Here is a 25,926-nt window from a genome sequence, read left to right as displayed (position 1 = left end):
CCGTCGGGAATTGCATTACCTTTGCGCCGGAAGTGATGGGAGTCGCAGGACGTGCTCGGACGCATACTGGTTTTCCTCGGCGGGCTGCTGGTTGTCGCGCTGTTTGCGGCGCTACTGGCCCCCTTGTTCGTCGACTGGACCGATTTCCGCAAGGATTTCGAGAGTCAGGCGAGCCGTATCCTCGGCAAGAAGGTCAGCGTCCACGGTGAGGTGAAGGCCCGCCTGCTGCCGTTTCCCTCGGTCACCTTGTATGATGTGACGGTTGGTACGGATAAGGATGGCGAACCGCTGGTGCATGTCGCCCGTTTTTCCATGAATGCCGAGCTTGCGCCGCTTCTCTCGGGCGAGGCGCGTATTTTCGACATGCGGGTTGAAGAGCCCAAGGCGCGGATCCGTTTGCTGGCCGATGGCACGCTTGACTGGCTGCGCGGCAGCAGCGCTGAAATCCCGGCGCGCACGGTGGTGCTGGAAAAGGTGCAGGTCGTCGGTGGCGAGATCGAGTTCATCGATGAGCAGACCGGGCGAACCCGCAAGTTCACCGGGATAGATGCCGATATGTCGGCGCGTTCGCTGGCGGGCCCGTGGTCGGTCGACGGCAAGGCGTCGCTCGACGGCGAAGCCGGCCGTTTCTTCCTCTCCAGCCTTCAGCCGGAGGTCGGCGCCGAGGCGATCTCCCTGAAGCTGCGTTTACAGCCCGATGCCCGGCCGTTCGACATCGAGCTCGATGGCGACCTGTCGCTGCAAGAGGGCAGGCCCGCTTATCGGGGCCATTTCCAGGCGGTCTGGAAAGGTACAGGGCCGGACAAGGGCGCGGCGAAGACGCCGGCGCCGCGGGCCAAGGGCGATTTCGAACTCACCAATGAGCGCATCGCTGTCAAGTCCTACCGGTTCGAACTGGGTGAGGCAGCCGACCCCTATGTGGTGACCGGCGAAGCCAAGCTCGACACCGGCGCCCATCCGGAATTCCTGCTGACGGCGGAAGGTCAGCAGGTCGATGTCAACCGCCTCGCCAACGAGAGCGCCAAGGGCAAGACCGGGCGCAATGCGGCCGGGTCGGTGCGGGATCGGCTCGATCTTCTGATTGCCATGGCGAGCGAGATTCCCATTCCGAACTTGCCGGGAAAGGCGACGCTCAGGCTTCCGGCGATCGTTGCTGGCGACACGGTTCTGCGCGACGTCACGCTTGATGTCCGACCGGACGGGCGTGGCTGGAACGTCGAGAGAGCGGTTGTCGTGCTGCCGGGGCGCACGCAGGTGGAGGCCAAGGGGCGACTGTTACTCGGGACGGAACCTTCGTTCAACGGCGACCTGCTGGTAGCCTCGACGCAGCCCTCCGGGTTATCGACTTGGATTTCGGGCGGTGTCGAGCCGACCATCCGCCAGTTGAAGTCCATGGGCTTTTCCGCCGCGGTCAACTTGACGCCGCAGATCCAGCGATTCGAGAAACTGGAACTCGCCATCGGGCCGGCATTGCTCAACGGCCGGCTGGAACGGCAGTCGCTCGACAAGGCGGCGCCGAACCTCTCGATCGATCTCACTGGCAATGAAATGGATCTCGACGCGGCGCGGGCTGTGGCCGGCCTGATCGTCGGGGAGGGCGGTGACCAGGCGCTGCTGGCCGAGAAGATCGCCACGCGGCTCAAGGTTGGTCAACTTACCGGCTACGGCATGGCGGCGCGCGACGTCGAGACGGTCTTTACCTATGACGGCGCAAGCCTTGTCGTCGATCGGCTGAATGTCGGCGACCTGGCCGGTGCGGCGCTTAAGGCCAGCGGTACGGTCAAGGGGCCGCTTACCAAGCCCTCGGGCAAGGCACAGGTGGCGCTTTCCTCGGACGATCCTGGCCCCTTCCTCGCGCTGATCTCCGGGCGGCTGCCGGCCCATCCGCTCGCGGTGCGGCTGGTGAAAAGCGCGGCATGGTTTTCCCAAAGCAATCTTACGGCCAGCTTGGTTTTCGGCGATGCGGCCGGCGGCGGCATGGCAGTCAAGATCGCCGGGACGTCGAACGGCAGCCGTATCGCCGTCGATTACGGTGTCGATGATCTGGCGAAGATCTCCGGTGACGCGAAGTTCAATCTATCGGCGATGCTGGAGAATCCACAGGCGCTGGTTCTGCTCGGGCAGGCAGGCCTCGATCCTTTGCCGATTGACGGTGGCGATAGCGGACGGCTGCAATTCAGCGTCAACGGTGCCGGCAATGCGCCGGCCGACGCTACGCTGACCTTCGCCGCCGGCCGCACGACGCTTTCGGCGCGTGGCAAGATCGCCCTTGCTGCAGCCGGGTTTCCGAAGGGCAGCGGTACGGTCAGGCTCGATAGCCCCGACCTCGAACCCTATCTGATGATGACCGGCATCGTTGTGCCCCAGGGCGGGACAGGATTGCCGGCGCGTCTTGGTGCCCAACTGGCTTTTGCCGAGGGTAAGGCCGAGATTTCCGCGATTGACGCTGAAGCTGCCGGCAATCGCATCAGCGGGGCACTCTCGATCGACTGGAACGGCGCGGTGCCCATGGTTGGAGGCGACATCGCCCTCGACAGTATCGATCTGACCTGGCTGGCCGAAGGGGTGCTGGGGCCTATCACGGACGCGGCGACCGACGTGCTCACCGTCTCGCCGCTTCCCCCCCCCCGCGACGATCTCGAATTCAATCTAGCGGTCAAAGCCCGGAGTTTCTCGCCCGGAGCCTTCGGTTCCATCTCTGATTTCTCAGCAAAGCTCAAGGGTGCGGGCGGTCAGCTGACGCTCGAGGATGCGGCGGGCCAGTGGCTAGGTGGCACGATGAGCGGCCGGCTGATGATCGCCAACACCGACGGCAACGGTTTCTATCAGGGACGTATCGCGCTTCGTCAGGCGGAGCTTTCTCTCGTGGAGGATGCGTTGGGTGCCGGGGCTGACGGGGCGGTGCTCCAAGGCAAGTTCGATCTCGACCTTGTCGCTGAGGCGACCGGCCAGAGTGTGGCGGATCTGCTCAAGGCGACGAATGGGTCGGGCACGGTGAAGGTTCCGGCGCTTGACGTGCGGCGTCTGGACAGCGAACTCCTGGCCAAGCTTCTGCCGGAGGCGGATGCGATCCAAGGAGATGTAACGGGTGAGAAGGTGGCGGGGCTGGTCGGCTCCTTGTTCGGCGGCGCATCGAGCGTCTTTGCCGATGTCGAGGTTCCGTTCAACATTAGCGACGGCATGCTTCGGGTCGCCGCGCTTGCGCTGGCCAACGAGACCGCAAAGCTCGACGGCACAGCGCGGGTCGATCTCGGGTCGCGGCAGATGGAGGCCGAGATTCGCATCGCCTATGTGGCGGGCGACGAAGCGCTTGCCGGCGCGGAGCCGGCGGTGCGCCTGAAATTCTCCGGCGATGTCGGCGCGCAGGGGCGCCAGATCGACGTCAGCGACATGACCAATTTCCTTTCGCTACGGGCCTTCGAGCGTGAGCGTCGCCGGGTCGAGACATTGCAGTCGAATGTACTTGAAAAACAGCGACTGCGACGTGAGGCGGCGCTCTATAGCCATCGCGTCGAGGAGCGTGCCAGGGCCGCCGAGGCCGAGCGGGCAAGGCTCGCCGAAGAGGCGCGATTGAAGGCGGAGGCGGAAACGAGAGCCAGGGAAGAGGCTGATCGCAAAGCGGCGGCTGACAAGGCGGCCCGTGAGGCGACGAACGATGCTCTGGGCACCGAGACGCCGGCCGAGGTGACAGAGACGCCATCGACGTCCGACAGCATGCCGCAAGCACCGCAAATGCCCGTGCCGCCGGCGCAGGGCGTGACACGTGGTGGTTCTCTGCCTCCGGTGCCCTTACGTTTCGATGGGCTGCCAGGCGTCAACTAAAGCCCTAGGGGTCGGGATGGCGTCGCCGCTTGTCTATGAGCGAATGCTCGCCTAGGCTCGGGCTGCCTGCTGGTCCAGGAAGCCGGCGGGTCAAGAGGGGCTTTGTCATGTTTCGTATGCTTGTCGTGTTTTTCTCGCTGTTTGTCGCTCTGGCCGGGGCCGCCGGCGCGGCCCTCGCAGCGGACCGCTATCTACCGTATACCGAGAACCGCGGTTGGACGATCAGCTATGATCGCCAGGACAAGGTCTGCATCGCCAGCCCCAAAGGTGCGAAGGACGGCCTCTTCTTCATTCGGCCGAACACCAAAGTCATTGTTGTCCTGATCGCCAGCACCAAGCTAGGCTGGCTGACGCATGAGCAGGACTATGACATCGTTGCCCACACTGACCGCCGGCGTTGGACCGGCACGATGCGGGCCAATATCACAAACGGCTCCGGCGGTCTCTACCTGACCAATCCGAACGCCAGCTTCATGTCGGCTTTGCGCGGCGCCTCGCGCCTGTCGATCAGTGTCGATAATGTCAGCTACGGTCCGTTCTCGCTGTCCGGTTCGAGCGATACGATCAGCCAGATTGGCGATTGCGCCCGGGCGCTGGAGCGTGGCGAATTCGGCCGGACCGTGCCGACGGAAACCTCCGAGCAGAAGGAGATGACGCTTGGCAGTGGTGCGATGATCGATTGGAGCCGTGCCGATTTTGGCAGAACCTATCGCGGCGAGGACTGGACGGCGGTGCTGAGTGGCGAGGAGAGCGACGAGGGGACTGCGACGGCGGTCCTAACCGTTCGCCACCGGGAGAGGGGTGAAACGACCATTCGGCTGGAAACCGGGCCGGACGATATGGCGCGCGGACAGATCGGCATCTATCCGTTGCAGTGGGGCGAGCAAGGCGTGGTCTTCACCTCTTTCAGTGGGGGCGCCCATTGCTGCACGGCGGTGGCGTTCGCCTTTGCCAGCACTGAAGCGGTGAAGACCATCGACCTCGGAGTTTTCGACGGATTCGGCATCAAACCGGCGGATCTGGATGGGGACGGTGATGTCGAATTCGACCTGGGCGACGACCGCTTTCTCTATGCGTTTTCCAGTTATGTCGAATCCCTGCCGCCGGTGAGGATCATGGCGCTTCGGGATGGCGAGGTGCGCGACGTGACGCGGGAGGCTGCATTCCGGCCGGTTGTCGAGCGGCGGCTCACGTCGTCCATGCGCTCGTGTTTCCAGCAGTCGAGCGCCGGTATCTGCGCTGGCGCCCTCGGTAATGCCGCGCTGCTCGGCTATTATCCGGCGGCACTTGAGTTGGTGTCGCTTGAAGAGATCGACCGGCAGATGGAAAGCAATTTTCTCGACTGCGACGACAGCAAGGCCTGCCAAGGGCGCAAGCGTTTCAAGGATTTCGCCGAGGCTGTCGGGTGGCGGCTCGAGACCTGGGGTTATCAGACAGATGCCGCGCTGGACGATAAGGTCGTTGCCCTGGTTGCCGAGCTGGCCAAGGTGAAGGATGGTTTCGCCTCCGAGGGGGCCGTGCCGGAGTCCGAGGATTCCTGTGGCATGGGACCGCTGACCTTTGAATATGGCGCTGACAAGCGCAAGGCGACGGTGCGGGGCTACGAGTATGGCTGTGTTTTCGGCGCGGCAACCCTTCTCAAGGAAAGCTTGGTGGTCGATCTCCTGTGCTCGGGCGAGGCGGAGTTCTGGCTCGATCGCCACGTTTATGAACGGGACGGTGCCGCGCTCATGTCGCTTTCTGCTACCGGTGCGCTCGATGCCGATGGTTCTACGCGTTTCGTCCCGTGCCCGCCACGAGAGAACATCCCCTGAAAGGCCAAAAGGCGACCGTTGCCGGCCGCCTTCGTTCGGAAGGACTGAGACTTACGCTCAGACGTATGCGTAGCGCTCGCCGAAAGGCGGCTCTTGGTCGAAGTTTGTCGTGCCGATCTTATCGCTTTCGCCTGACATGCGGGATGGGCGGCCCTCTTTCCCCTCCGGGGGATTCTGGGGTTTCTCGGTCTGTTCGGCTCCTTCCATCTGGGCCGCCTGCGCCTCGAGCTTGGCCAGTTCGGCCCGCAGTTCGGTCAGATCGTCATTGATCTCGGACTCCTGATCGTCGGTTTCGGCCGACGACAGTTCGTCTTCCTTGGAGGCGATCTTGCTTTCGAGCTTGGCGATCGACGACTTCAACGCGCCGCCGGACGAACCGCTGGAGGCAACTGTGCTGGTGGATGTGTTTGCGGATGCTGAGGAAATTGCGGTTACCATCTTTGAATTCCTATCGAAAAAGAGCTTTTAAAAAGCCACGTCACGCAGGTGTTTCGATGGGTCTGTACGCGTTACTCGGGCTTAAAATATGGGGCATCGAAGCAAACGTCGTCGGGCATGTAGAATGCTAGAACGATTTTCTTAATGAATGGTTGTTGGTTATAATTTTGTGCGTACCACCCTGCTGCTGCGTCAGCCGGGCGGGGCCGCTTTCAAACGGGCGAGAACATAGAGTCTGGCGGCAGAGGAGAGATTGGTGCGCGGGTCGCGCTGCTCGTCAATCTCGGCGACGAGGGCGGCGAGCGGGATCTGGCGTTCTTGCGCGATCACATTCAGTTCGTCCCAGAACGGCTCCTCGAGTGAGAAACTGGTGCGGTGGCCGTGCAGGGTGATGGAATGCTTGCGGATCATCGCACCTCAGCTTAGCAGATCGATTCAAGTCCTTGGGAAAGTGATTCCGCGAAAGCGGGTAGGTGCTTGATCGGGAAATGCTTTTGCCGGTCGAGCTATTTGTCTTCTGGCTCTTCGATCCGGCCTTGATCGAGCGTTCTTTCCGCCTTGGCGTTCAGTGCTTTTGTCAGGTTTTTCTCGGCCTTGGTGCGGCCGAAGGTCAGGCGGTTCTGGTCCGCCTGCTTTTCCTTTTCCGAGCGGGCCTTGACCTTGCGGAACTGGCGGAGATTGACGACGTCTGCGCTCATGCCTTTTTTCCGGAACGATGCGCGCCATCGAATGACGGCGCCCAGGTTTTGTGGCGTTACTGCTTCTTGCGGAAGGCGTCGAGCGAGACGACGGAAGCCGGCTTTTTCTCTTCGTCTCCTGCCGTGGGCTCGGCCTGATCCTCGGTCCGCTCGCCAGCTGTGAGCGGATAGGCGGTGATCTCGGCGCTTTCTTCCTCTTCGTCGGCCAAAGGCACGTCAAATTCGAGTTCGAAATTGACCGATGGGTCGTAGAAGCCACGAATGGCGTTGAACGGTATAACCAGCTTTTCCGGTGTATCGGAGAAGGATAGACCGATCTCGAACTGGCTGTCGGTTACCTTCAGGTCCCAGAACTGATGCTGGACGACAATAGTCATCTGCTCGGCATATTTGGCCTTGAGGTGCTGGGAGATGCGTACGCCCGGCGCGCCAGTCAGGAAGGTAATAAAGAAGTGGTGGTCACCCGGAAGACGGCCTGTGGCTGCGACCTCGGTCAAAACCTTGCGGATGACACCGCGCAGCGCGTCCTGAGCCAGAATGTCGTAGCGAATATGGTCCTGCCCCATATGATCCTGTCTTTCTCTTGCTTGGCGTCTTTGCGCGGCTATATGCCACGACGCCGGATTCGGGGAAAGCCCCCGTCTATCGAGTCATGACGAAGCATATTACACGATTTGAAAAGAGGAAGGTAGGCAAAGGCGAGAGAAGGTGAAGGCTTCTGTTGCCAGGTGCCTTCGGACCCCGCCTCAAGGGGCTAACCTAGAGGACTTGGTTCGGATTTCCCGCACCGCCATTAGGCAGCGAGAGCATAACCCTTAGCGTTGTTGTCGTTTGCAACTACACTTGTGACCCGATAACGGCGGTATCATGCCGAGCAAAAGTTCGATCTTTACACCCTTGTCGATCCTATTTCGCCCCCATCAAAAGCCGGTCATCAAGGACCGACCGGTTTTTGGTGGAGGCGCCGGGTACCGCCCCCGGGTCCAATAGGTTTATTACACCGACCGTTTATCGCCATATCCGACCCGAAGGCCGGCGAGACACATATAGGTGGTTCATTCGCCGATGAAAAGGGGTGTCATGCTTGCGCATTCATCAGATTTGAATCGCGCATCAAAAGTTGACATCAACCGGCCTTAGGGGCGGTGCGCATTGCGGCCGGCTGCCGGAGCCTGCGTCGCGTCTGTCCGTCGCCCGGCGCCCGGGCGCATGATGACGAGCGAGCCGTCCGGCAGGCGGCCGGTCATAATGCCGCGGGCGGGGCTGAGGCTGGCAATCTGCCGGCCTTCCCGGTCGAGCAATGTGAAGCCGTTGCGCCAATGCGCCCAGCCGCTGACCCTTGCGAGCGGACCGCGACACGAGACCGCACGGGCGGCCAAATGGCCGGCGCGTTGCCGGCTCATGAGCGTGATCTGGCATTTGCCGCCGGAATTGCCGGCAACGACAGTCCATGTGCCGAGAAAACGCGGGGAGGCACCCGACTGCGCGTGGGCGGGAGGGACGAGGCTCGAGAGAGATAGCGCCGTTAGAAGTGCCAGTATCAGCCGATTGAACGTCATTTCGAATGTCCTTTGTCTGCTGGTTCCGTGGCGCCCGGCCTCTTCGTTTTCATCGCCGGTCTCTTGCGAAAATACAATCCGCGCGGCGGTTTTTTCGTTCCGATCCTTGCAGCGCGATGCATGGCGCTTGACGGCCATGGCTCACTCTCACATTCTGCTTATCAAGCGAGCGCGTATGAGACGCCCGCGTTCAAGCGAAAGGAAGAGGCCCATGACGGACTATCTCGCAGATGTGAAGCTTTACGATGCCAATGCCGACGAGGCGGTGGTCCAAAAGATCGTGCGCCACCTGGGCATTGCCCTTCGCAATCGGGATTCGTCCCTGGTCGCCGCCTCCGATCCGGTCGAACTTGGCCGCGTCAAGGAGAAGTGGTGTGGCAAGAAGCTCGGCGTGACGGGGGATGCCGCCGACAAGGCGGTCGATGCCGTCTGTGCTGCAATGAAGGGCGACAACAGCAAGTCACGCGTGACGTTTTATTATCTGGTGGCCAAGGAACTCGGCAAGCTCGGCGACCTCTGACACCAACCTTGGAAAACCGGAGCGGCTGCTTGGTTCGGCCGCTCCGCGACGCTACATTACCGCCGAACAGGAATCGGCGGCCAAACCATGAAGCAATATCTCGACCTCTTGCGCCACGTGATGGAGACCGGCTCCGATCGGGGCGATCGTACTGGCACGGGCACCCGTTCGGTGTTCGGCTACCAGATGCGCTTCGACCTTTCTGACGGTTTTCCGGTCACCACGACCAAGAAGCTGCATTTGCGCTCGATCATCCATGAATTGCTGTGGTTCCTGAGGGGCGATACCAATATCGCCTATCTGAAGGAGCACGGCGTGACGATCTGGGACGAATGGGCCGATGCAAACGGCGATCTCGGTCCGGTCTATGGTGCGCAATGGCGGTCCTGGCCGGACGGCGAGGGGGGGCATATCGATCAGATCGCCAATCTCGTCGAGGGCATCTGGAAGAACCCGAATTCGCGCCGCCATATCGTCACCGCCTGGAATCCGGCGGAGGTCGATGAAATGGCGCTTCCGCCTTGTCATTGCCTGTTCCAGTTCTACGTCGCCGACGGAAAACTGTCCTGTCAGCTCTATCAGCGCTCGGCCGACATCTTTCTCGGCGTTCCCTTCAACATCGCCTCCTATGCGCTGTTGACGATGATGGTGGCGCAGGTGACGGGTCTTGAGCCCGGAGATTTCGTTCATACGCTCGGCGACGCCCATCTCTACGCCAATCATTTCGAGCAGGCCAAGCTGCAACTTTCGCGCAGCCCGAAGCGGCTGCCGACGATGCGCATCAACCCCAAGATCGGGGATCTGTTTGCCTTTAAGTTCGAGGACTTTACCCTCGAAGGTTACGAAGCGGATTCAAGCATCAAGGCGCCGATCGCCGTTTGAGGGCGTCCGGTTTCGTCGACGGAAGGCAGGCAATGAACCAACCCAATATAGCTATCGTCGTCGCCATGGCGGAAAACGGGGTGATCGGTCGGGACGGAGATATGCCGTGGAAGCTATCGACCGACCTCAAGAGGTTCAAGGCGCTGACCGTGGGAAAGCCTCTGGTGATGGGACGCAAGACCTTCGAGTCGGTCGGCGGCAAGCCCTTGCCTGGCCGGCCGCACGTAATAGTCAGTCGTGGTCCGGCGATCGAAGGGCCGGGCGTCGAGACGGCTTCTAACTTGGAGGCTGCGCTGGCACGGGCGAAGGAGATCGCCATCGCCTCGGGCGTCGACGCGATATGCGTCGCCGGCGGGGGGGAGATCTATCGGCAGGCGCTACCGTTGGCCGACACGCTGCATGTGACGCACATCGAGGCCATGATCGAGGGTGACACGGTCTTTCCGGCGATCGATCCAGAGGTCTTCGAAAAAATCGAGGAAACGCCTTTCGCCGCGGGCGAGAAGGACAACTATCCGACGCGTTACGCCGTCTACCGGCGAAGACCTGCGGCATAACGTATTATTTCCCGCAGCTCGCGAAGAAGTTAAGTGCTTTACGTTGAAAGCCTTGATGCCGATCCCTATAACGGGAATAGCGTCCGCGAGGGGCCGAAAGGTAGCCGCGCAGGCATCGGGAGAGAATTTCAAGTTAAGAGGTATGAATGCCCTGGAGCAATCAGAACGGCGGCGGTCCATGGGGCGGCGGCGGCGGTAACAATCAGGGCCCCTGGGGGCAGGGGCCGAACCGGCCGCGTGGCGGCGGTGGCGGCAATACGCCCCCAGATCTCGAAGATCTGATCCGGCGTGGTCAGGACCGGCTGAAAAATATCATCCCAGGCGGCTTCAACGGCGGCGTGATCGCTGTTCTCGTTCTGGTTCTTGGTGCTTTCTGGCTCATGCAGGCGATCTATACCATCCAGCCGGATGAGCGCGGCGTGGAACTGCGCTTCGGCAAGCCGAAGGACGAAGTGGCCATGCCCGGCCTGCATTTTCATCTTTGGCCGCTTGAAACGGTCGAGATCGTCAAGGTCACGGAACAGCAGCAGAACATCGGCGCCAAGGCTTCGTCCTCGTCGGGTTCCGGGTTGATGCTGTCCGGTGATCAGAACATCGTCAACGTGCAGTTCTCTGTTCTCTATACCGTCAGCGACCCCAAATCCTATCTTTTCAATCTTGAGAGCCCGCAGCAGACCTTGCAGCAGGTGGCCGAAAGCGCCATGCGCGAAGTGGTCGGCCGTCGGCCCGCACAGGACATCTTCCGCGACGCCCGTCAGGGGATCGCCGCAGACGTGAAGGGGATCATCCAGGGGACGATGGACACCTATGGTGCCGGCATTTCCATCAATGCGGTGGCGATCGAGGATGCGGCTCCGCCGCGTGAAGTCGCCGACGCCTTCGACGAAGTGCAGCGCGCCGAGCAGGATGAAGACCGTTTCGTCGAAGAGGCCAACAAGTACTCCAATCAGAAGCTTGGTCAGGCCCGCGGTCAGGCCGCGCAGATGCGCGAAGAAGCGGCCGCCTACAAGGATCGTGTCGTTAAGGAAGCCGAGGGTGAGGCGCAACGCTTCGTCGACATCTACGAGCAATACAGCAAGGCGCCGGAGGTCACCCGCAAGCGCCTCTATCTCGAAACCATGGAGCAGGTTCTGAAGAATTCGAACAAGGTGATCATCGACGAAAACCAGAGTGGCGTGGTGCCCTATCTGCCGCTCAACGAAATTGGCCGGATGGGCCAGACGCAGGGAGACAAGTGATCATGTCCAATCGTCTCGCCTATGTCCTGATCGGCCTCGCAGCTGTGCTGCTGCTGATCTATTCCTCGGTTTTCGTCGTCAACGAGCGCCAGCAGGCAATCGTGGTCCGCTTCGGCCAGATCCAGGCCGTCCACAGCGAGCCGGGCCTTTACTTCAAGCTGCCCTTTGCTTTCGCCGATGCCGATCGTGTCCAGTATGTTCAGGATCAGGCGCTACGCTTTGACCTCGACAACATCCGTGTCCAGGTCTCGGGCGGTAAGTTCTACGAGGTCGATGCTTTCGTGGTGTACAAGATCACCGATGCTCGTCGCTTCCGCGAAACCGTATCCGGCGACCGGGAATCTGCCGAATCGCGCCTGCGCACGCGTCTCGACGCCTCGCTGCGCCGGGTCTACGGTCTGCGCGGCTTCGAGGCCGCCCTGTCGGATGCCCGTGCATCGATGATGCAGGAGGTTCGCGATGATCTCCGGGTCGACGCGGAATCGCTCGGCATTACCATCTCGGACGTGCGCATCCGCCGCACCGACCTCACGCAGGAAGTCTCGCAGCAGACCTTCGAGCGCATGAAGGCGGAGCGTCTGGCTGAGGCGGAACTGATCCGCGCCCGCGGTAACGAAGAAGGCCAGCGCCGCCGCGCCATCGCCGACCGTCAGGTCGTCGAATTGCAGGCGGGTGCCCAGCGCGATTCGGAAGTCCTGCGCGGTCAGGGTGATGCCGAGCGCAACCGGATCTTCGGTGAGGCCTTCGGGCGCGACGAAGCCTTCTTCGAGTTCTATCGCTCGATGCGGGCCTATACCGGAGCGCTCAGCAACAGTGGAACGACGATGGTGCTTTCGCCGAAGTCGGACTTCTTCCGCTTCTTCAACGATGCGCAAGGCGCGGCTCCGGCTTCGCCGGCGGCTCCCGCCGCTCCGTTCACCGGCAATTGACGGTCGCCATGGCGGATCTGCTCGCAGGTTTTGCCTTTTTCCTGATTATCGAGGGGCTGGTCTACGTGCTGGCCCCTCGTTTTCTTGTGAAAATGGCCCAATTGCTCCCGTCCATACCGGCGGAGCAATTACGGCTTGCCGGCCTGATCGCCGTCACCTGCGGTGTTGGCCTCGTCTGGCTGGTGCGCGGCTGATCCTCGACTGACGATGCGCCCTGTGAAACTGATTTCCCCTTTCATTTTTCCGCCTTATGCTGCGGCCAAAAACGACGCCATTCCCAAGAGGAAGCCTGCATGATCCGCACTGCCGCCAAGTCTCACCCTCTTATTCCAGCCATGCTGCTCGGTGCGGCTCTGGTGATGGGCTCTCTCGGTGCGGCGCGTCCGGCCCTTGCCCAGGGACCGGAATCCGTGGCTGACCTCGCGCAGGGCCTGCTCGGCGCGGTGGTCAATATTTCCACGTCGCAGAACGTCAAGGAAGAAGGCGATGGGCCGGTGCAGCAGGTGCCGGAGGGTTCGCCCTTCCAGGAGTTGTTCGAGGATTTTTTCAAGAATCGCGGCGATGGCAGCGGTAATAACAAGGTCAATTCGCTCGGTTCGGGTTTCGTCATCGACCCTGCGGGCTTCATCGTCACCAACAATCACGTGATCGAAGGCGCCGACGACATCGAGGCAATCTTCCCAGACGGCTCCAAGCTCAAGGCCAAGTTGATCGGCACCGATCCCAAGACCGATTTGTCGGTTTTGAAGGTCGAGCCGCAGGCACCGCTTTTGGCCGTCAGGTTTGGCGACTCCCACAAGATGCGGATCGGCGACTGGGTTATGGCGATCGGCAACCCATTCGGTTTGGGTGGCACGGTCACGGTCGGCATCATTTCGGCCAGCGGTCGCAATATCAACGCCGGGCCTTATGACAACTTCATCCAGACCGATGCCGCGATCAACAAGGGTAATTCCGGTGGCCCGCTGTTCAATATGAACGGGGAGGTGATCGGTATCAACACGGCGATCATCTCTCCCAGTGGCGGCTCGATCGGCATCGGCTTTGCGGTTCCGACGGAGCTTGCCGAAAACGTCATCAAGCAATTGATCGAATTTGGTGAGACACGCCGAGGTTGGCTCGGCGTGCGGATCCAGCCGGTCAGCGAGGAGGTGGCGGAAAGCCTCAAGATCGGCAAGGCGCGCGGCGCGTTGGTGAGCGGTCTGGTCAAAGGGGGACCGGTCGAGAATGGTCCGATCCGGGTCGGCGACGTGATCGTTCGCTTCGACGGCAAGGCCGTCGACGATACGCGCGGTCTCGTGCGGATCGTTGCCGAGAGTGCCGTCGGCACCGCCGTCGATGTGGTGGTTCTGCGGGACGGCAAGGAACAGACGCTCAAGGTCAAGCTTGGGCGGCTCGAAGACGAGCAGGCAGCCGACGCGGCGTCCTCGGATGGCGAGGGAGCGCCGGACGAGAACATGGGCTCAAGCGACGAGGGCGGCGAGCAGCAGTCGCCGACCGAACCGGGCGCGCCGCTACCGGCAATTGTCGGGGCGATCGGGATCGAAATCGGATCGCTCGACGATGCAGCGCGCAAGACCTATTCGATCGCCGAGAGCGTGGAGGGTGTTGTGATCACTGCGGTCAAGCCGGGGTCTCCGGCGGCCGAGAAGGGACTGGAACCCGGCCAGGTGATCGTCGAGGTGGCTCAGGAGTTCGTCGAGACGCCTGCGGATGTCGGAGAGACGCTGACCACCCTCAAGAGCGAGGGACGGCGCAATGCCTACATGATGATCTCGGACGCCGAAGGCAACCTTCGACACGTCGCCATTCCGCTCGAATAGCGGTTGTCTTGGGACCTTGAAACGGCTGGCCGTGTCAAGGCTTTCCGATCAGGCGCGCTGACGCACAGATGATGCCGCTGCGCGGCTTGTGAGGAAAGACGACAGTTCATCTGACGGCATGGGGCGACCGATGAGGTAGCCCTGAAGCTCGCTGCAGCCGAGCGTCTGTAGGATCTTGTACTGTCCTTCGGTCTCGACACCTTCGGCGGCGAGCGATATGCCGAGGTCCCTTCCGAGGGCGATGATGGCGCTGACGATAGCGCGACTGTCGCGATTGCTCTCTATGTCCGAGATGAAGGACTGATCAATCTTCAGCTTGTCAAAGCGATATTTTCGCAGATAGCTGAGTGAGGAATAGCCTGTGCCGAAATCGTCAAGGGCGATGCGAACGCCGAGCGCCTTGATCGCCGTCAGCGTCGATTCGACCAGCGTGTCGGTTTTCAACAGCAATGACTCTGTGACTTCCAGCTCAAGGCGGGACGGTGGCAGACCCGAATCGCGCAGCGCTGCGGCGATGCTGGCATAAAGACCGGTGCCGCCGAATTGCCGTGGCGACAGGTTTACGGCGATCCGCACCGTTTCCGGCCAAGCGGCCGCGGTCATGCAGCCTTGGCGGATTACCCACGCACCAATTTGCTCGATCAGGCCGACGTCCTCGGCGATGGGGATGAACTCCGCCGGGCTGATCGCTCCCAGAGTGGCGTGGTTCCACCGCAAAAGGCTCTCCACGCAAAGTACCTGACCATCGCCGCTGTCGACGAGTGGCTGGAAGTTCATTGTCAGGGACTCGTTAGCTACAGCTGTGCGCAATTCCTGCTCGATCAGATTTCGACGGCGGGCGGCAGCGTCCAGTGATCTGTCGAAGAACTGGAAGCGGTTTCGGCCCTCCGCCTTGGCGCGGTAGAGGGCGAGGTCTGCGTTGCGCATCAGGATGTCGGTATTGCTGCCGTCGAGCGGGGCGCTGGCGATGCCGATCGACACTCCGATACGGGCGGTGCCTGATGAAAGCGCAAAGGGCCGCGAGAGGGCCTCCACAAGCCTGTTCGCCAGTTCGGTGGCCGCGCGCGGTGCGTTCATGGCAGTGTGAATTACGACAAACTCGTCGCCGCCCAGTCGCGCGAGGATATTGGCGTCGCCGCAGGCGGATTTCAGTACGCTGGCGACCTCGCGTAGCAGCTCGTCACCAGCGCTGTGGCCATGCATATCGTTGACCTGCTTGAAGCGGTCGAGGTCGAGCAGAAGGATAGAGAAATGCTCGCCCGATCGCTCGAGGCGCCCGATCGCCCGATCGAGTTCTTCGTTGAGCAGGATACGATTGCCGACGTCGGTGAGGCTGTCGTGGCGGGCCATGTACTCGATCCGGTTTCGTGCCTCGCGCGCCTGTGTCACGTCGCGGCTGACACCGCGATAGCCGGCAAACTCGCCCTTGGCGTCAACCATGGCCTTTGCGCTCAGCGACCACACGGCCGGCTGGCCATCCCGCATCACACAGATTTCGAAATCGCGGAAGGAGGCGCGGCCTTCGAGCATTTGGCGCAGGTCATCCGAACCATTCATTTGGGGCAGCATTCTACAAGAGCTGCCGCTACAGGGTAAGAGCTCCCAAAAGGGGCGGCCGAAGGCATGGGCTTCGTCATAGTGCAGTTGCTCAAAGAAGCGCGACGAGGCACGGCGTAAATGCAGGTCGTGATCAAGGCCCCACAGCCAATCTGCGGCATGTTCCTCAAAGTCGTTGAGCAGCAAACCGATGACATCGCGCTGTTCGGCGGCTGCCATCTGTGCCCGGACCCGAATTGTCAGGCTCTCGCAGAGCGCAAGTGACGCGCGTATGATGATGGCGGCGTAGATCAGATAGAGGGCGAGAAGGATAATGCCCACCGGCTCGGTCGCGGAGCTGAGCGCCGCCAATGCCCCCAAGCCCATGACGACACTGAAGGTGATTGCCGCTGGTGGGACCGTTGCCAGTGCAAACCCGCCGCCGCCCATCATGCCGACCGTGATGGCGACGATGACGAGACGCTGTTGCTCGTTCGCTCCATCATAGAACAACAAGACGAGAGCCGCCCAAAGGGCGCTCAGCAGGGCTGCAAAAATGACGGCGCGGCGGGACCCTCTTAGCGATGCCGTCTCGCGTGGCGGCAGGCGGCGCCCTTGCCACGAACCGAAGCCGGTGACGAGCGCGATGCCGACGACCATCAGGGTCCAAGCCGCGATCCAGGGGAACAGTGAGCTGTTGTGAAAGGCAATCAGAGCGACCGACGCATTGGCGATGTTGGCAGCCATCATCCACGGTGTGTTGCGTAGGACCGAAGCGAGACGGATTGCCCGGATACGTTCCGCCTCGGCCGCAGTCTGGCCGGCTTCACCCAGACGCAGGAATGCGTCGCCGGTTGAAAGCAGTTTCTGACGGAAAAGAGCGGGGCCGGTGGTTTTCATTGATATTAGAATAGTCGCAATAGCTTAAAAGCTAGTGAAGCCAAATAGTCTGAAAGTATCTGGATGGCGACAGTGTTGCCGTTTGAACAATGCAGCAAAATGGTTCGACTTGCTCTCGGGCAATGCAAGATTGGCCCACCCGCCGTTTTGCGATGCAAGACCACCAGCATCGTTTCTATTCCCGCCTGTCCGTGTCGGGTGTGCGGGTCCTGGAAGCAGGCGCTTCCGCAATGTTTGAGGCTTCTGACGGGCTCTCTTTGAACCAGTACCGAGTGCGTGTTAGCTCAAGGCCGCGGGGGGCTGATGCGATAAAGCACGTGTCTTAGCAACTGTGGATGGCTGTCCGGGACGCGAGGGTGATCGAAGCTGCCCGAGGGGACTCTCTCCATGCCGATCCGCTCCATGACGGCGACCGAGCGGTGGTTTGCTTCGACCGCGAAGGAAACGATTTCTGGCAGTCCCTTGTTGGCGAATCCATATCGCAGAAGCGCGCGTGCCGCTTCGGTGATGTAGCCGTGGCCCCAGAAGCGGGTGGCAAGCCGCCAGCCGATCTCCACTGTCTTTTCCGGCAGGATCGGGAAGAGACCCGCCTTTGACAGTCCACAGAAGCCGATCGGCTCGGCGCTCTCCTTCAGTTCGACCGCGTAGAAGCCGAGGCCCGTCGCGTCGATCACAGCGCGGATGCGCTCCATCAACAGGTCCGCTTCGGCCGGCGTGCGGCGGAAGGGAAAGAACTCCATCACCTTGGGATCGCGGTTGATCTCGCGAAACAGGTCGCGATCGCCGTCGCGCCAGTTGCGCAGGATGAGCCGCGGCGTTTCAATGATCGGGTCCATGAAGCTCTGTGTCCCCGTCAGGGAGTGACGAAATCCGTCTTGCGATAGCCCTGGAGATAGAGCAGGGCAGTCAGGTCGCCGTGGTCGATGCGGATCTTCGCCTGGGCGGCGACCGAAGGCTTGGCGTGGAGCGCGACGCCGGAGCCGGCGAGTTCCAGCATCCCAAGGTCGTTGGCTCCGTCGCCAACGGCGATCGCTTCATGGGTGTCAATGCCGAGGCGGGCGGCAATGTCGAGGAGTGCATCGACCTTGGCCTGTTTGCCGAGGATCGGTTCGGCCACTTCGCCGGTCAGAAAACCGCCCTGTTCCAGAAGGGTGTTGGCACGGTTCTCGTGGAAACCGAGGCGGGACGCGATCGGCGCAGTGAAAACGGTAAATCCGCCAGATACCAGCGCCGTGTAATGTCCCTTGGCCTTCATCGTGGCGATCAGTTCCCGTCCGCCGGGCGTCAGCGTGATGCGCTTTTCAATCACTTCGTCGACCACTTTGATCGGCAGCCCCTTCAACAGTGCGACGCGCTCGCGTAGTGCCGGTTCGAAGGCGATTTCGCCGTTCATGGCGCGGGCGGTGATCTGCGAGACTTTGTCCTTCAGCCCGACTTCGGCCGCCAGTTCGTCGATACACTCCTGACCGATCATGGTCGAATCCATGTCGGCGATCAGGAATTTCTTCCGCCGGGTGTCGACGTTTTGCACGGCGACGTCGATCTTCTGCTCGCCGATCAGTGCACGAAGGCTTGCCTCGGCAACGGATCCGTCCGTGCCGTCCTTCAGCACGATGTCGCAGGCGATGCCGTCCGCCAGCCAGTAAAGGCCGGAGGCATTCAGACTTTCCGCGGCGCGCTCGGCGAGTGCTGTGGTTAGGATCGGATTTGACGGATTGGCGAGAAGCGTGGCAACGAGGGCCATGATGGAAAATCCTGAAAACGACATCGACGCGATCCTGATAGCCGGACCGACCGCCAGCGGCAAGTCTGCGCTGGCGCTGGAACTCGCAAAGCAGCATGGTGGACATGTCATCAATGCCGACAGCATGCAGGTCTACGACACCTTGCGGGTGTTGACGGCGCGGCCGTCCGAGACGGAGATGGGGGGCATACCCCATCATCTCTACGGCCATGTGCGGGCCGGTGCAGCCTATTCCACCGGTGACTGGCTACGCGAGGCGGCGGCGCTGATCGCGGAGTTGAGGGCCAAGCGCGTGCTGCCGGTGATCGTCGGGGGCACGGGGCTCTACTTCAAGGCACTTAGTGGCGGGCTTTCCGATATGCCGGAGGTCCCGGCCGAGATCCGCGAGCGGTTGCGGCAGCGGCTGACGGAGGAAGGTGCGGAGGTGCTTCACCGCGAACTCGAAGTGCGGGATCCGGCGCTTGCCGCAAGGCTCAATCGGCAGGACGGTCAGCGGATCGTTCGGGCGCTCGAAGTGTTGGACGCGACCGGACAGTCGATCGCTGCGTTCCAGGAAAAGCGCGGGCCGGTCGTCGTCGATCCGCAACGGGCGCGCAAGATCGTCAAACTGCCAGACCGCTCGGTGCTGCACCAACGGATCAATCGCCGTTTCGAAAAAATGTTCGATGAGGGCGCGGTTGCCGAAGTCGAGGCCTTGTTGCGGCTCGGTCTTTCACCCGAAATGCCGGCGGTGAAGGCAATCGGCGTATCGCAGATCACCGCCATGCTGCGGGGCGATATGACGGCGGAACAGGTGATCGAGCAGGCATCGGCGGCCACCCGGCAATATGCCAAACGACAGATGACCTGGTTGCGCAACCAGATGGACGACAGCTGGGAACGGATCGGTTGAGGCAGAACCGTGTGGACCGCCGCTATCAGCCCATGCCGGCTTCAATCCTTGCGATAGAGGCTCGACAACGGCTTTTTCAGAATGCTTTCGCGCAAGGACAAACCAGGCTCCCGGCGGGCGGTGGGGGCGGGCTCTATGTGCTCGGGCGATGGCTGTGAGCCGGACCTTGCGGCAAGGGCTTCGCGTGTCGGGATGACCGGATCGTCAAAACGACGCAAGCCGCGAGGCAGTTCGTCGCCCGGCGAGGTGCGCGGCAGCATGTCCGGGCGGTAGTGCTCGATCGGTGGCTCCGTTGCCTGCGGGGCGGAGGAGGTGGGGCTGAAGGTGGACCGCCGGGCAGCCCGTTCAACCGGGTCCGGAGCAGGTTTAAGCAGCGCCTGACGGATCTCCTCGAAGGTTGCGTCAGCACGGAGCGGGGGAAGCTGATCGAGTGTGGTGTCGGTCGCCTCCTCGCCCGCAATGTCGGAGCGTGCCGTGTCTTCGCCATCGGGGCCGCCATGATAGGAAGTGGCAGCGTCGAAACTCTGCTGGAAGGCGGAAATGTCAGGGCCGGAAATGGCGCGCATGCGGCTGACGATGGTGCGCAGGTCGACGGTGTCAGGGCCTTCGTCAGAGACTTTCGCGGTCACGCCATTGGCCTTGGGCAAATGGCTCTGGTCGACGCGGGTGAAGCGCATGCGCATGGGCACGGCGATTGCCTCACCGAATGCGATCGCCTCGCCATTGCCGATTGACGAGATAAAGCTCGTGGTCGAGATCGACGAGTCCGGAATGGCCGAGCGGATGATCTCCTGGTCATGATCATTGGAGAGGCGCATGGCGAAGAGCGTTGAGCACTGCGACAGGATGGTCTGGTCGAGTTCACCGGGTCGCTGGGTGATGACGCCGAGCGATACGCCGTATTTGCGCCCCTCCTTGGCGATGCGGGCGATGGCCTGGCGGGTCGGGAAGAAGCCGAGATTGGGGTCGGCGGGCACGTAGCGGTGGGCTTCCTCGCACACGACCAGCATGTGAATTGCGCCATTCGACCAGAGCGCAAGCTCGAATGCCATGCGGCAAAGCACGGAGGCGACGGAATTGACCACTTCCGACGGGATGCCGGCAAGCTGGAAGGTCGAGATCGGCCGGTCGTCTCCCGGGATGCGGAAGATGTGGGCGATCGTCTCCATGATCGTGTCGCTGATCGTATTGTTGGAGAACATGAAATGGTAGCGCGGATCGTTGATCGCTGCGATGATGCGCATCTTCAGCGATCGCAGCAGCGGCTTTTCTCCGCGCCCCTCGAGTCTGCCGATGCGTTCGTCGATCAGTGCGAGCAGGTCGGCGATGCGATAGGGGACCGGCGTGTCGGCGGTCATCGAACTCTTGTCGCCGGAGCGGCGCATCAATGCGCTTTCATTGCCGCGGAAGGCTCGCTTCGCCTCCGGCATCAGGTCCCGCAGGATGTCGAGTTCGTCGGCAATCGGTGGACGGCCGCGGAACAGGACTTCGGCGAATTCCTCCAGCCTCATCAGCCAGAAGGGGAGGTCGAGCGTGTCCGTGTCGATGACGACCGCGTATTCTGGGAAGGCGGCGGCGAATTCATTGTGCGGATCGAGGATCAGCACCCGTAGTTTCGGGTCGCTTTCGATCGCCTTGCGCAGGAGCAATGAGACGGCTGTCGATTTGCCGACACCGGTCGAGCCGACCACGGCGAAGTGCTTCGACAGCATGGAAGGGACGTGGATCGTCGCGTCGATACTCGCGTCCTGGGTCAGTTTGCCAATCACGGCGGTGTCGCGCTGGCCAGTATCGTATATGCGTGACAGGTCTGCGGCACGGATGCGGTGGGCGATGGCGCCGAGATAAGGGTAGCGGGAAATACCGGTTGAAAAATCCTCGCGCCCGTTGTCTGCGACCTGCACCTCGCCGAGCAATTCGACCTCGATGAGGAAGTAGTTGTCGTCGTGTTCGCCCCAGTTCTTCGAGCCGGTCTGCATGGAATAGGCGAGTGCCACGACGCGGTTCGTGCCGACCGTGATCGAGATCAGCCGGCCGACCGACCAGAGTTCGGTCAAATCCGTGCCGCCGCCTTCCGCCACTGCGGCGATGGTCGCGCGCGCGCCGTTGCACGCGACCACGCGACCGAGCAGCCGATTGCCCGGAGCCATCCGGTCACGACGGTCCTGTTCGCCGGCGGCGTCGGATGTGTGAAGATCACCGTTGCGCAATATTTGCTCCCTTGTCGGGCGTAGTCTAGTCGTTCAGGCTTTAACAGGGCGTATAGCGATTGTGCGATATTGTGGGCGTATGCGCCCGATCCGGACCGGAATGGCCCATTTTTTTGGTCTGGTCTACGTTGACGCCTGCCGGATTTCTGGCTATCTCTCTCAGCATGAATAATTCGCAGATCCTTATCGTGGTGGGAAAGCGCATGGGCAGGGTGGTGTAACCACCCGGCGACAGCCACCCATGCGCTAGATGACAGGCTCCTCAAAGGGGCCTTTTTTTATGGCCAAAACCGGGGTAGCACCCTTTTCAAGAAAACACGCAAGATAGTTCAGACGGGAAGAGGCATGACGGGCAAAGACAATCAGATGACGGGGGCGGAGATCGTCCTCAAGGCGCTGAAGGACAACGGGGTCGAGCATATTTTCGGCTATCCGGGCGGCGCCGTGCTGCCGATTTATGACGAGATCTTCCAGCAGGACGAGATCCAGCACATCCTCGTGCGCCACGAGCAGGGCGCCGGGCATGCGGCCGAGGGCTATGCCCGTTCGACGGGCAAGGTCGGCGTCATGCTGGTGACCTCCGGTCCGGGTGCCACCAATGCCGTCACGCCGTTGCAGGACGCGCTGATGGACAGTATTCCGCTCGTCTGCATTTCGGGCCAGGTTCCGACCTCGCTGATCGGTTCCGACGCCTTCCAGGAATGCGACACTGTTGGCATTACCCGGCCATGCACCAAGCACAACTGGCTGGTCAAAGACGTCAACGACCTCGCCCGGGTCATCCATGAGGCATTTCGCATAGCCCAGTCCGGTCGTCCCGGCCCGGTTCTGGTCGACGTGCCGAAGGATGTGCAGTTCGCCACGGGGACCTATACGCCGCCGTCCAATCACGTCATCCAGAAGAGCTACCAGCCGAAGGTGCAGGGCGACATCAACGCTATCCGCGCTGCCGTCGAGCTGATGGCCAATGCACGGCGCCCGATCATCTATTCGGGCGGCGGAGTCGTCAACTCCGGGCCGGAAGCGTCCAAGTTGCTGCGCGAACTGGTTGACCTTACCGATTTCCCGATCACCTCGACTTTGATGGGGCTCGGCTCCTATCCCGCTTCGGGCAAAAACTGGCTCGGCATGCTCGGCATGCACGGGTCCTACGAAGCGAACATGGCGATGCATGATTGCGACGTCATGGTCTGCATCGGCGCGCGCTTTGATGACCGTATCACCGGCCGTCTCAACGCATTTTCGCCGAACTCGAAGAAGATCCACATCGACATTGATCCGTCGTCGATCAACAAGAACGTTCGGGTTGACATTCCGATCGCCGGCGATGTCGGCCATGTGCTTGAGGACATGGTCAGGTTGTGGCGGGCGCTGGAGAAAAAGCCGGACGCCAGCCAGACGGCCGATTGGAAGCGAAGCGTCGATCAATGGCGGGCGCGCAAGTCGTTTGCCTATACGCCGTCGAAGGACGTCATCATGCCGCAATACGCCATCGAGCGGCTGTCGGCGCTGACCCAGGGTCGTGACACCTATATCACCACCGAAGTCGGCCAGCATCAGATGTGGGCGGCACAGTATTTCGGCTTTGAGCAGCCGAACCGCTGGATGACATCGGGTGGCCTCGGCACCATGGGCTATGGCTTCCCGGCGGCGATCGGCGTGCAGATCGCTCATCCCGAAAGCCTCGTCATCGACATCGCCGGCGACGCCTCGATCCAGATGTGCATCCAGGAAATGTCGTGTGCCGTGCAATATGAGGCGCCGGTGAAGATCTTCATCCTCAACAATCAGTACATGGGCATGGTACGTCAGTGGCAGCAGCTCCTGCACGGTAACCGGCTGTCGCATTCCTATACCGAAGCGCTGCCGGACTTTGTGAAGCTGGCGGACGCCTATGGCGCGGTCGGCCTGCGTTGCGACAATCCGGCTGATCTCGATGACGCCATCCTGGAGATGATCGACGTCAAGAAGCCGGTGATCTTCGATTGCCGCGTCGCCAATCTTGCCAATTGCTTCCCGATGATCCCGTCGGGCAAGGCGCATAACGAAATGCTTTTGCCCGACGAGGCGACTGACGAGGCCGTGGCCAATGCCATTGACGCCAAGGGCCGCCAGTTGGTTTGACGATTGAATAGGAACAAAGACATGAACGCACAGCTTCAGCCGACCGGTTCGGCCTATTTCATCGCCAAGGAAACCGCTGCCGCCGAGAGCCACACGCTTTCGGTCCTCGTCGACAACGAACCGGGTGTGCTCGCCCGCGTCATCGGCCTATTCTCCGGCCGGGGCTACAACATTGAAAGCCTGACGGTCTCCGAGACCGAGCACGAGGCACATCTGTCGCGCATCACCATCGTGACGCGCGGCACGCCGAGCGTGCTTGAGCAGATCAAGGCACAGCTAGAGCGCATCATTCCGGTTCACCGGGTGGTGGATCTGACGGTGCGCGCCCGTGACCTCGGTCAGGAGCGCCCGGTCGAGCGGGAAGTGGCCCTCGTCAAGGTCGCTGGAACAGGGGAGACCCGCGCCGAGACGCTGCGGTTGGCCGACGCCTTCCAGGCCAAGGTCGTCGACGCAACCGTCGAGCATTTCATCTTCGAGATCACCGGCAAGTCGGCAAAGATCGATCAGTTCGTGGCGACCATGAAGCCGCTCGGCCTGAACGAGATTTGCCGCACCGGTATCGCTGCGATGAACCGAGGCCCGCAGGGCATGTGATCTGCCTGCAAGGGTCTCTTGTTTGGCATATGAGCGGGCGGCCTATCGGTCGCCCGCTTTCTTTTTTGTTTCGTCGAGAAAGAGGCTGGCGGACCGAAGCTGAGGCTAGAACATCGACATCTGCGCCGGTGTTGGCTTGGCCTCCGGTTCGGGCTCGGCGCTTGCGATGGTTTCGTCCGGTCCGGCCTTCGGCTTCGGATTCAGTCTTGAGCCGGGCGTGTCTGGCTTCGCTTTGGCCTGTTGCTGAGCAGCGCTTTCCGCTGTGCTGAATTCGGCAATGAAGCCACTGAGGATATCCATCAAGGTGGTCCGTGCCAGAGCATAGTGGACGAATTGGCCGCGCTTTTCGCGGGTGATCAGTCCGGCCGTTTCGAGGATCGTGAGGTGCTGGGAAATCGAAGGCTTGGCCATGTCGAAATGACTGGCGATCTCGCCGGCGGTGAGGCCGGAGGCGGTGAGATATTTTAGGATGGCACGACGCGGCGGGGCGCTCAGCGCCTGGAAGACCTGCTGGACGCGTCGCTCATCCTTGCCGGAAATCTTCTTTTTTGTCTGCTTCTTCACGTCAATATACCGTCGTTGAAATGCGCATCCAGTTGCCTGAATTTCTATAATTAGGAAGCTTCCTAAATGTCTATGGAATGTTTGCTATTTAGTTCCAGAGCTAAATAGCTCGTTTTGACGGAGTGCCGGTTGGCGCTTTTGGCCTTCACAGCATTTCGAGAGGCGTGTTTCTCTCCGGGGGCGGGAAGGCGGTGTCGAGTACGGCCCAGTCCTCGTCACTGATGTCGAGGTCGACGGCATCGCGATTTTCCCGCACACGTCGGAGGTTGGAGGATTTCGGGATGGCGCTCACACCGTCGCGCTCGAGCAGGAAGGCGAGCGCGACCTGCGCGGGGGTGGCCTGGTAGACCTTGGCAATGCGGATCAATTCCGGATGCTGGATGAGGCGACCCTGTTCGATCGGCGAGTAGGCCATAACCGGTATATTATGCGTTTGGCACCAGGGGAGCAGATCGTATTCGATGCCGCGGCGTGACAGGTTATAAAGCACCTGATTGACGGCGCAGTTTTCGCCGCCGGGAACTGTGAGTAACTCCTCCATATCGGCGCGGTCGAAATTGGAGACGCCCCAGGCGCAGATCTTGCCGGCGGCCCGCAAGGTCTCGAAGGCGGCGACCGTGTCGGCCAGCGGATGCTCGCCGCGCCAGTGCAGCAGGTAGAGATCGAGCCGGTCGGTGCCAAGCCGCTGAAGGCTAGCCTCGCAGGCGACAGTCGTGCCTTCGCGGCTGGCGTTCCAGGGATAGACTTTGGAGACCAGGAAGACCTCATCGCGTCTATCCTCCAGCGCCTTGCCGACGATAAGTTCGGCGCCGCCCTCGCCATACATTTCCGCCGTATCGATCAGCGTCATGCCGAGATCGATGCCGAGCCGCAGGCTTTCGATCTCGTCGCGCGCGCGCGCCTTTGCCTCGCCCATCTGCCAGGTGCCGAGGCCGAGCGCCGGGATGTCGATGCCGGAGGGCAGGGTGACGGTGGGGATCGGTTCGTGCATCGGAATACCTCGTCGCTGGCAGTCACGCCAGCTTAGCCGAGTGCCTGCTGCTTGCAAGGATCGCCAGATTGCCACGGTGACAAATCGACAG

General features: G+C 61.5%; 23 protein-coding genes and 1 other RNA gene. 12 read left to right on the top strand and 12 right to left on the bottom strand.

The genetic code is table 11. The annotated features are described in order from the left end of the window. The first annotated feature begins 51 nt into the window (after positions 1 to 51). Positions 52 to 3,822, top strand: coding sequence for an AsmA family protein (locus RNA01_RS18680; RefSeq protein ID WP_147181686.1), 3,771 nt, complete (start codon positions 52 to 54; stop codon positions 3,820 to 3,822). 107 nt (positions 3,823 to 3,929) lie between these two features. Continuing rightward, positions 3,930 to 5,636, top strand: coding sequence for a hypothetical protein (locus RNA01_RS18675; protein WP_147181685.1), 1,707 nt, complete (start codon positions 3,930 to 3,932; stop codon positions 5,634 to 5,636). Between the two features lie 57 nt (positions 5,637 to 5,693). Here the strand turns inward: RNA01_RS18675 and RNA01_RS18670 are convergent, their stop codons facing one another. From RNA01_RS18670 to RNA01_RS18645, 6 genes are all read right to left on the bottom strand, one after another. Continuing rightward, on the bottom strand, positions 5,694 to 6,074 hold the full coding sequence (locus RNA01_RS18670; protein ID WP_147181684.1) for a hypothetical protein: 381 nt from the start codon (positions 6,072 to 6,074) through the stop codon (positions 5,694 to 5,696). Between the two features lie 192 nt (positions 6,075 to 6,266). Next, positions 6,267 to 6,485 carry a ribbon-helix-helix domain-containing protein gene (locus RNA01_RS18665; protein WP_147181683.1) on the bottom strand — a complete coding sequence of 73 codons (219 nt, stop codon included), beginning with the start codon at positions 6,483 to 6,485 and terminating at the stop codon, positions 6,267 to 6,269. A gap of 95 nt (positions 6,486 to 6,580) precedes the next feature. Next, complete coding sequence (locus tag RNA01_RS18660; protein WP_147181682.1) at positions 6,581 to 6,772, bottom strand: DUF4169 family protein; 192 nt, start codon at positions 6,770 to 6,772, stop codon at positions 6,581 to 6,583. 56 nt (positions 6,773 to 6,828) lie between these two features. Beyond that, positions 6,829 to 7,338, bottom strand: a complete 510-nt coding sequence (locus RNA01_RS18655) for an SspB family protein (RefSeq protein ID WP_147181681.1) — start codon at positions 7,336 to 7,338, stop codon at positions 6,829 to 6,831. 141 nt (positions 7,339 to 7,479) lie between these two features. After that, positions 7,480 to 7,848: a transfer-messenger RNA gene (gene ssrA / locus RNA01_RS18650) on the bottom strand. A 60-nt stretch (positions 7,849 to 7,908) separates the two neighbouring features. Next, a complete protein-coding gene (locus RNA01_RS18645; RefSeq protein ID WP_170253532.1) occupies positions 7,909 to 8,331 on the bottom strand; it encodes an AprI/Inh family metalloprotease inhibitor in 423 nt (140 codons plus the stop codon). A 211-nt stretch (positions 8,332 to 8,542) separates the two neighbouring features. Between RNA01_RS18645 and RNA01_RS18640 the strand changes: the two genes are divergently transcribed. The 7 genes from RNA01_RS18640 (at position 8,543) to RNA01_RS18610 (ending at position 14,280) form a co-directional block, all read left to right on the top strand. Further along, the gene (locus RNA01_RS18640) at positions 8,543 to 8,851 is read left to right on the top strand and encodes a DUF2853 family protein (protein ID WP_147181679.1); all 309 of its coding nucleotides are present in this window, start codon (positions 8,543 to 8,545) and stop codon (positions 8,849 to 8,851) included. 87 nt (positions 8,852 to 8,938) lie between these two features. Then, a complete protein-coding gene (locus RNA01_RS18635) occupies positions 8,939 to 9,733 on the top strand; it encodes a thymidylate synthase (protein WP_147181678.1) in 795 nt (264 codons plus the stop codon). A 32-nt stretch (positions 9,734 to 9,765) separates the two neighbouring features. Beyond that, a complete protein-coding gene (locus RNA01_RS18630; RefSeq protein WP_147181677.1) occupies positions 9,766 to 10,290 on the top strand; it encodes a dihydrofolate reductase in 525 nt (174 codons plus the stop codon). Between the two features lie 146 nt (positions 10,291 to 10,436). Next, the gene (hflK, locus tag RNA01_RS18625; protein WP_147181676.1) at positions 10,437 to 11,528 is read left to right on the top strand and encodes an FtsH protease activity modulator HflK; all 1,092 of its coding nucleotides are present in this window, start codon (positions 10,437 to 10,439) and stop codon (positions 11,526 to 11,528) included. Between the two features lie 2 nt (positions 11,529 to 11,530). Then, positions 11,531 to 12,457 carry a protease modulator HflC gene (gene hflC, locus RNA01_RS18620; protein WP_147181675.1) on the top strand — a complete coding sequence of 309 codons (927 nt, stop codon included), beginning with the start codon at positions 11,531 to 11,533 and terminating at the stop codon, positions 12,455 to 12,457. 8 nt (positions 12,458 to 12,465) lie between these two features. After that, positions 12,466 to 12,651, top strand: a complete 186-nt coding sequence (locus RNA01_RS18615; RefSeq protein WP_147181674.1) for a DUF2065 domain-containing protein — start codon at positions 12,466 to 12,468, stop codon at positions 12,649 to 12,651. A 99-nt stretch (positions 12,652 to 12,750) separates the two neighbouring features. Then, a complete protein-coding gene (locus RNA01_RS18610) occupies positions 12,751 to 14,280 on the top strand; it encodes a Do family serine endopeptidase (protein ID WP_147181673.1) in 1,530 nt (509 codons plus the stop codon). Between the two features lie 48 nt (positions 14,281 to 14,328). Here the strand turns inward: RNA01_RS18610 and RNA01_RS18605 are convergent, their stop codons facing one another. The 3 genes from RNA01_RS18605 to serB form a co-directional block, all read right to left on the bottom strand. Then, the gene (locus tag RNA01_RS18605; RefSeq protein WP_147181672.1) at positions 14,329 to 16,716 is read right to left on the bottom strand and encodes a putative bifunctional diguanylate cyclase/phosphodiesterase; all 2,388 of its coding nucleotides are present in this window, start codon (positions 16,714 to 16,716) and stop codon (positions 14,329 to 14,331) included. A 284-nt stretch (positions 16,717 to 17,000) separates the two neighbouring features. Beyond that, a complete protein-coding gene (locus RNA01_RS18600) occupies positions 17,001 to 17,552 on the bottom strand; it encodes a GNAT family N-acetyltransferase (protein ID WP_147181671.1) in 552 nt (183 codons plus the stop codon). A 17-nt stretch (positions 17,553 to 17,569) separates the two neighbouring features. Further along, positions 17,570 to 18,460 carry a phosphoserine phosphatase SerB gene (gene serB, locus RNA01_RS18595; protein WP_147181670.1) on the bottom strand — a complete coding sequence of 297 codons (891 nt, stop codon included), beginning with the start codon at positions 18,458 to 18,460 and terminating at the stop codon, positions 17,570 to 17,572. Here serB and miaA point away from each other — a divergent pair. After that, positions 18,459 to 19,352, top strand: a complete 894-nt coding sequence (gene miaA, locus RNA01_RS18590) for a tRNA (adenosine(37)-N6)-dimethylallyltransferase MiaA (protein ID WP_147181669.1) — start codon at positions 18,459 to 18,461, stop codon at positions 19,350 to 19,352. The genes serB and miaA overlap by 2 nt on opposite strands. A 41-nt stretch (positions 19,353 to 19,393) precedes the next feature. Here the strand turns inward: miaA and RNA01_RS18585 are convergent, their stop codons facing one another. Then, a complete protein-coding gene (locus RNA01_RS18585) occupies positions 19,394 to 21,562 on the bottom strand; it encodes an ATP-binding protein (RefSeq protein WP_147181668.1) in 2,169 nt (722 codons plus the stop codon). A 345-nt stretch (positions 21,563 to 21,907) separates the two neighbouring features. Here RNA01_RS18585 and RNA01_RS18580 point away from each other — a divergent pair, with 345 nt between their 5' ends. Both RNA01_RS18580 and ilvN read left to right on the top strand, forming a co-directional pair. Further along, positions 21,908 to 23,686 (top strand): acetolactate synthase 3 large subunit, encoded by a 1,779-nt coding sequence (locus RNA01_RS18580; protein ID WP_268906699.1) that lies wholly within the window; start codon positions 21,908 to 21,910, stop codon positions 23,684 to 23,686. Positions 23,687 to 23,707: 21 nt separating this feature from the next. Further along, on the top strand, positions 23,708 to 24,280 hold the full coding sequence (gene ilvN, locus RNA01_RS18575) for an acetolactate synthase small subunit (protein ID WP_147181667.1): 573 nt from the start codon (positions 23,708 to 23,710) through the stop codon (positions 24,278 to 24,280). Between the two features lie 105 nt (positions 24,281 to 24,385). Here ilvN and RNA01_RS24470 read toward each other — a convergent pair whose 3' ends face one another. Both RNA01_RS24470 and RNA01_RS18565 read right to left on the bottom strand, forming a co-directional pair. Next, entirely contained in the window at positions 24,386 to 24,844 is a 459-nt protein-coding gene (locus RNA01_RS24470; RefSeq protein WP_147181666.1) for a metalloregulator ArsR/SmtB family transcription factor, read from the bottom strand. 145 nt (positions 24,845 to 24,989) lie between these two features. Then, positions 24,990 to 25,835 (bottom strand): aldo/keto reductase, encoded by an 846-nt coding sequence (locus RNA01_RS18565; protein ID WP_147181665.1) that lies wholly within the window; start codon positions 25,833 to 25,835, stop codon positions 24,990 to 24,992. Positions 25,836 to 25,926: the final 91 nt, after the last annotated feature.

The organism is Paenirhizobium naphthalenivorans, from assembly GCF_007992095.1.
Taxonomy (GTDB): Bacteria; Pseudomonadota; Alphaproteobacteria; order Rhizobiales; family Rhizobiaceae; genus Allorhizobium; species Allorhizobium naphthalenivorans.
This window is presented reverse-complemented; position numbering and strand designations above follow the sequence as displayed.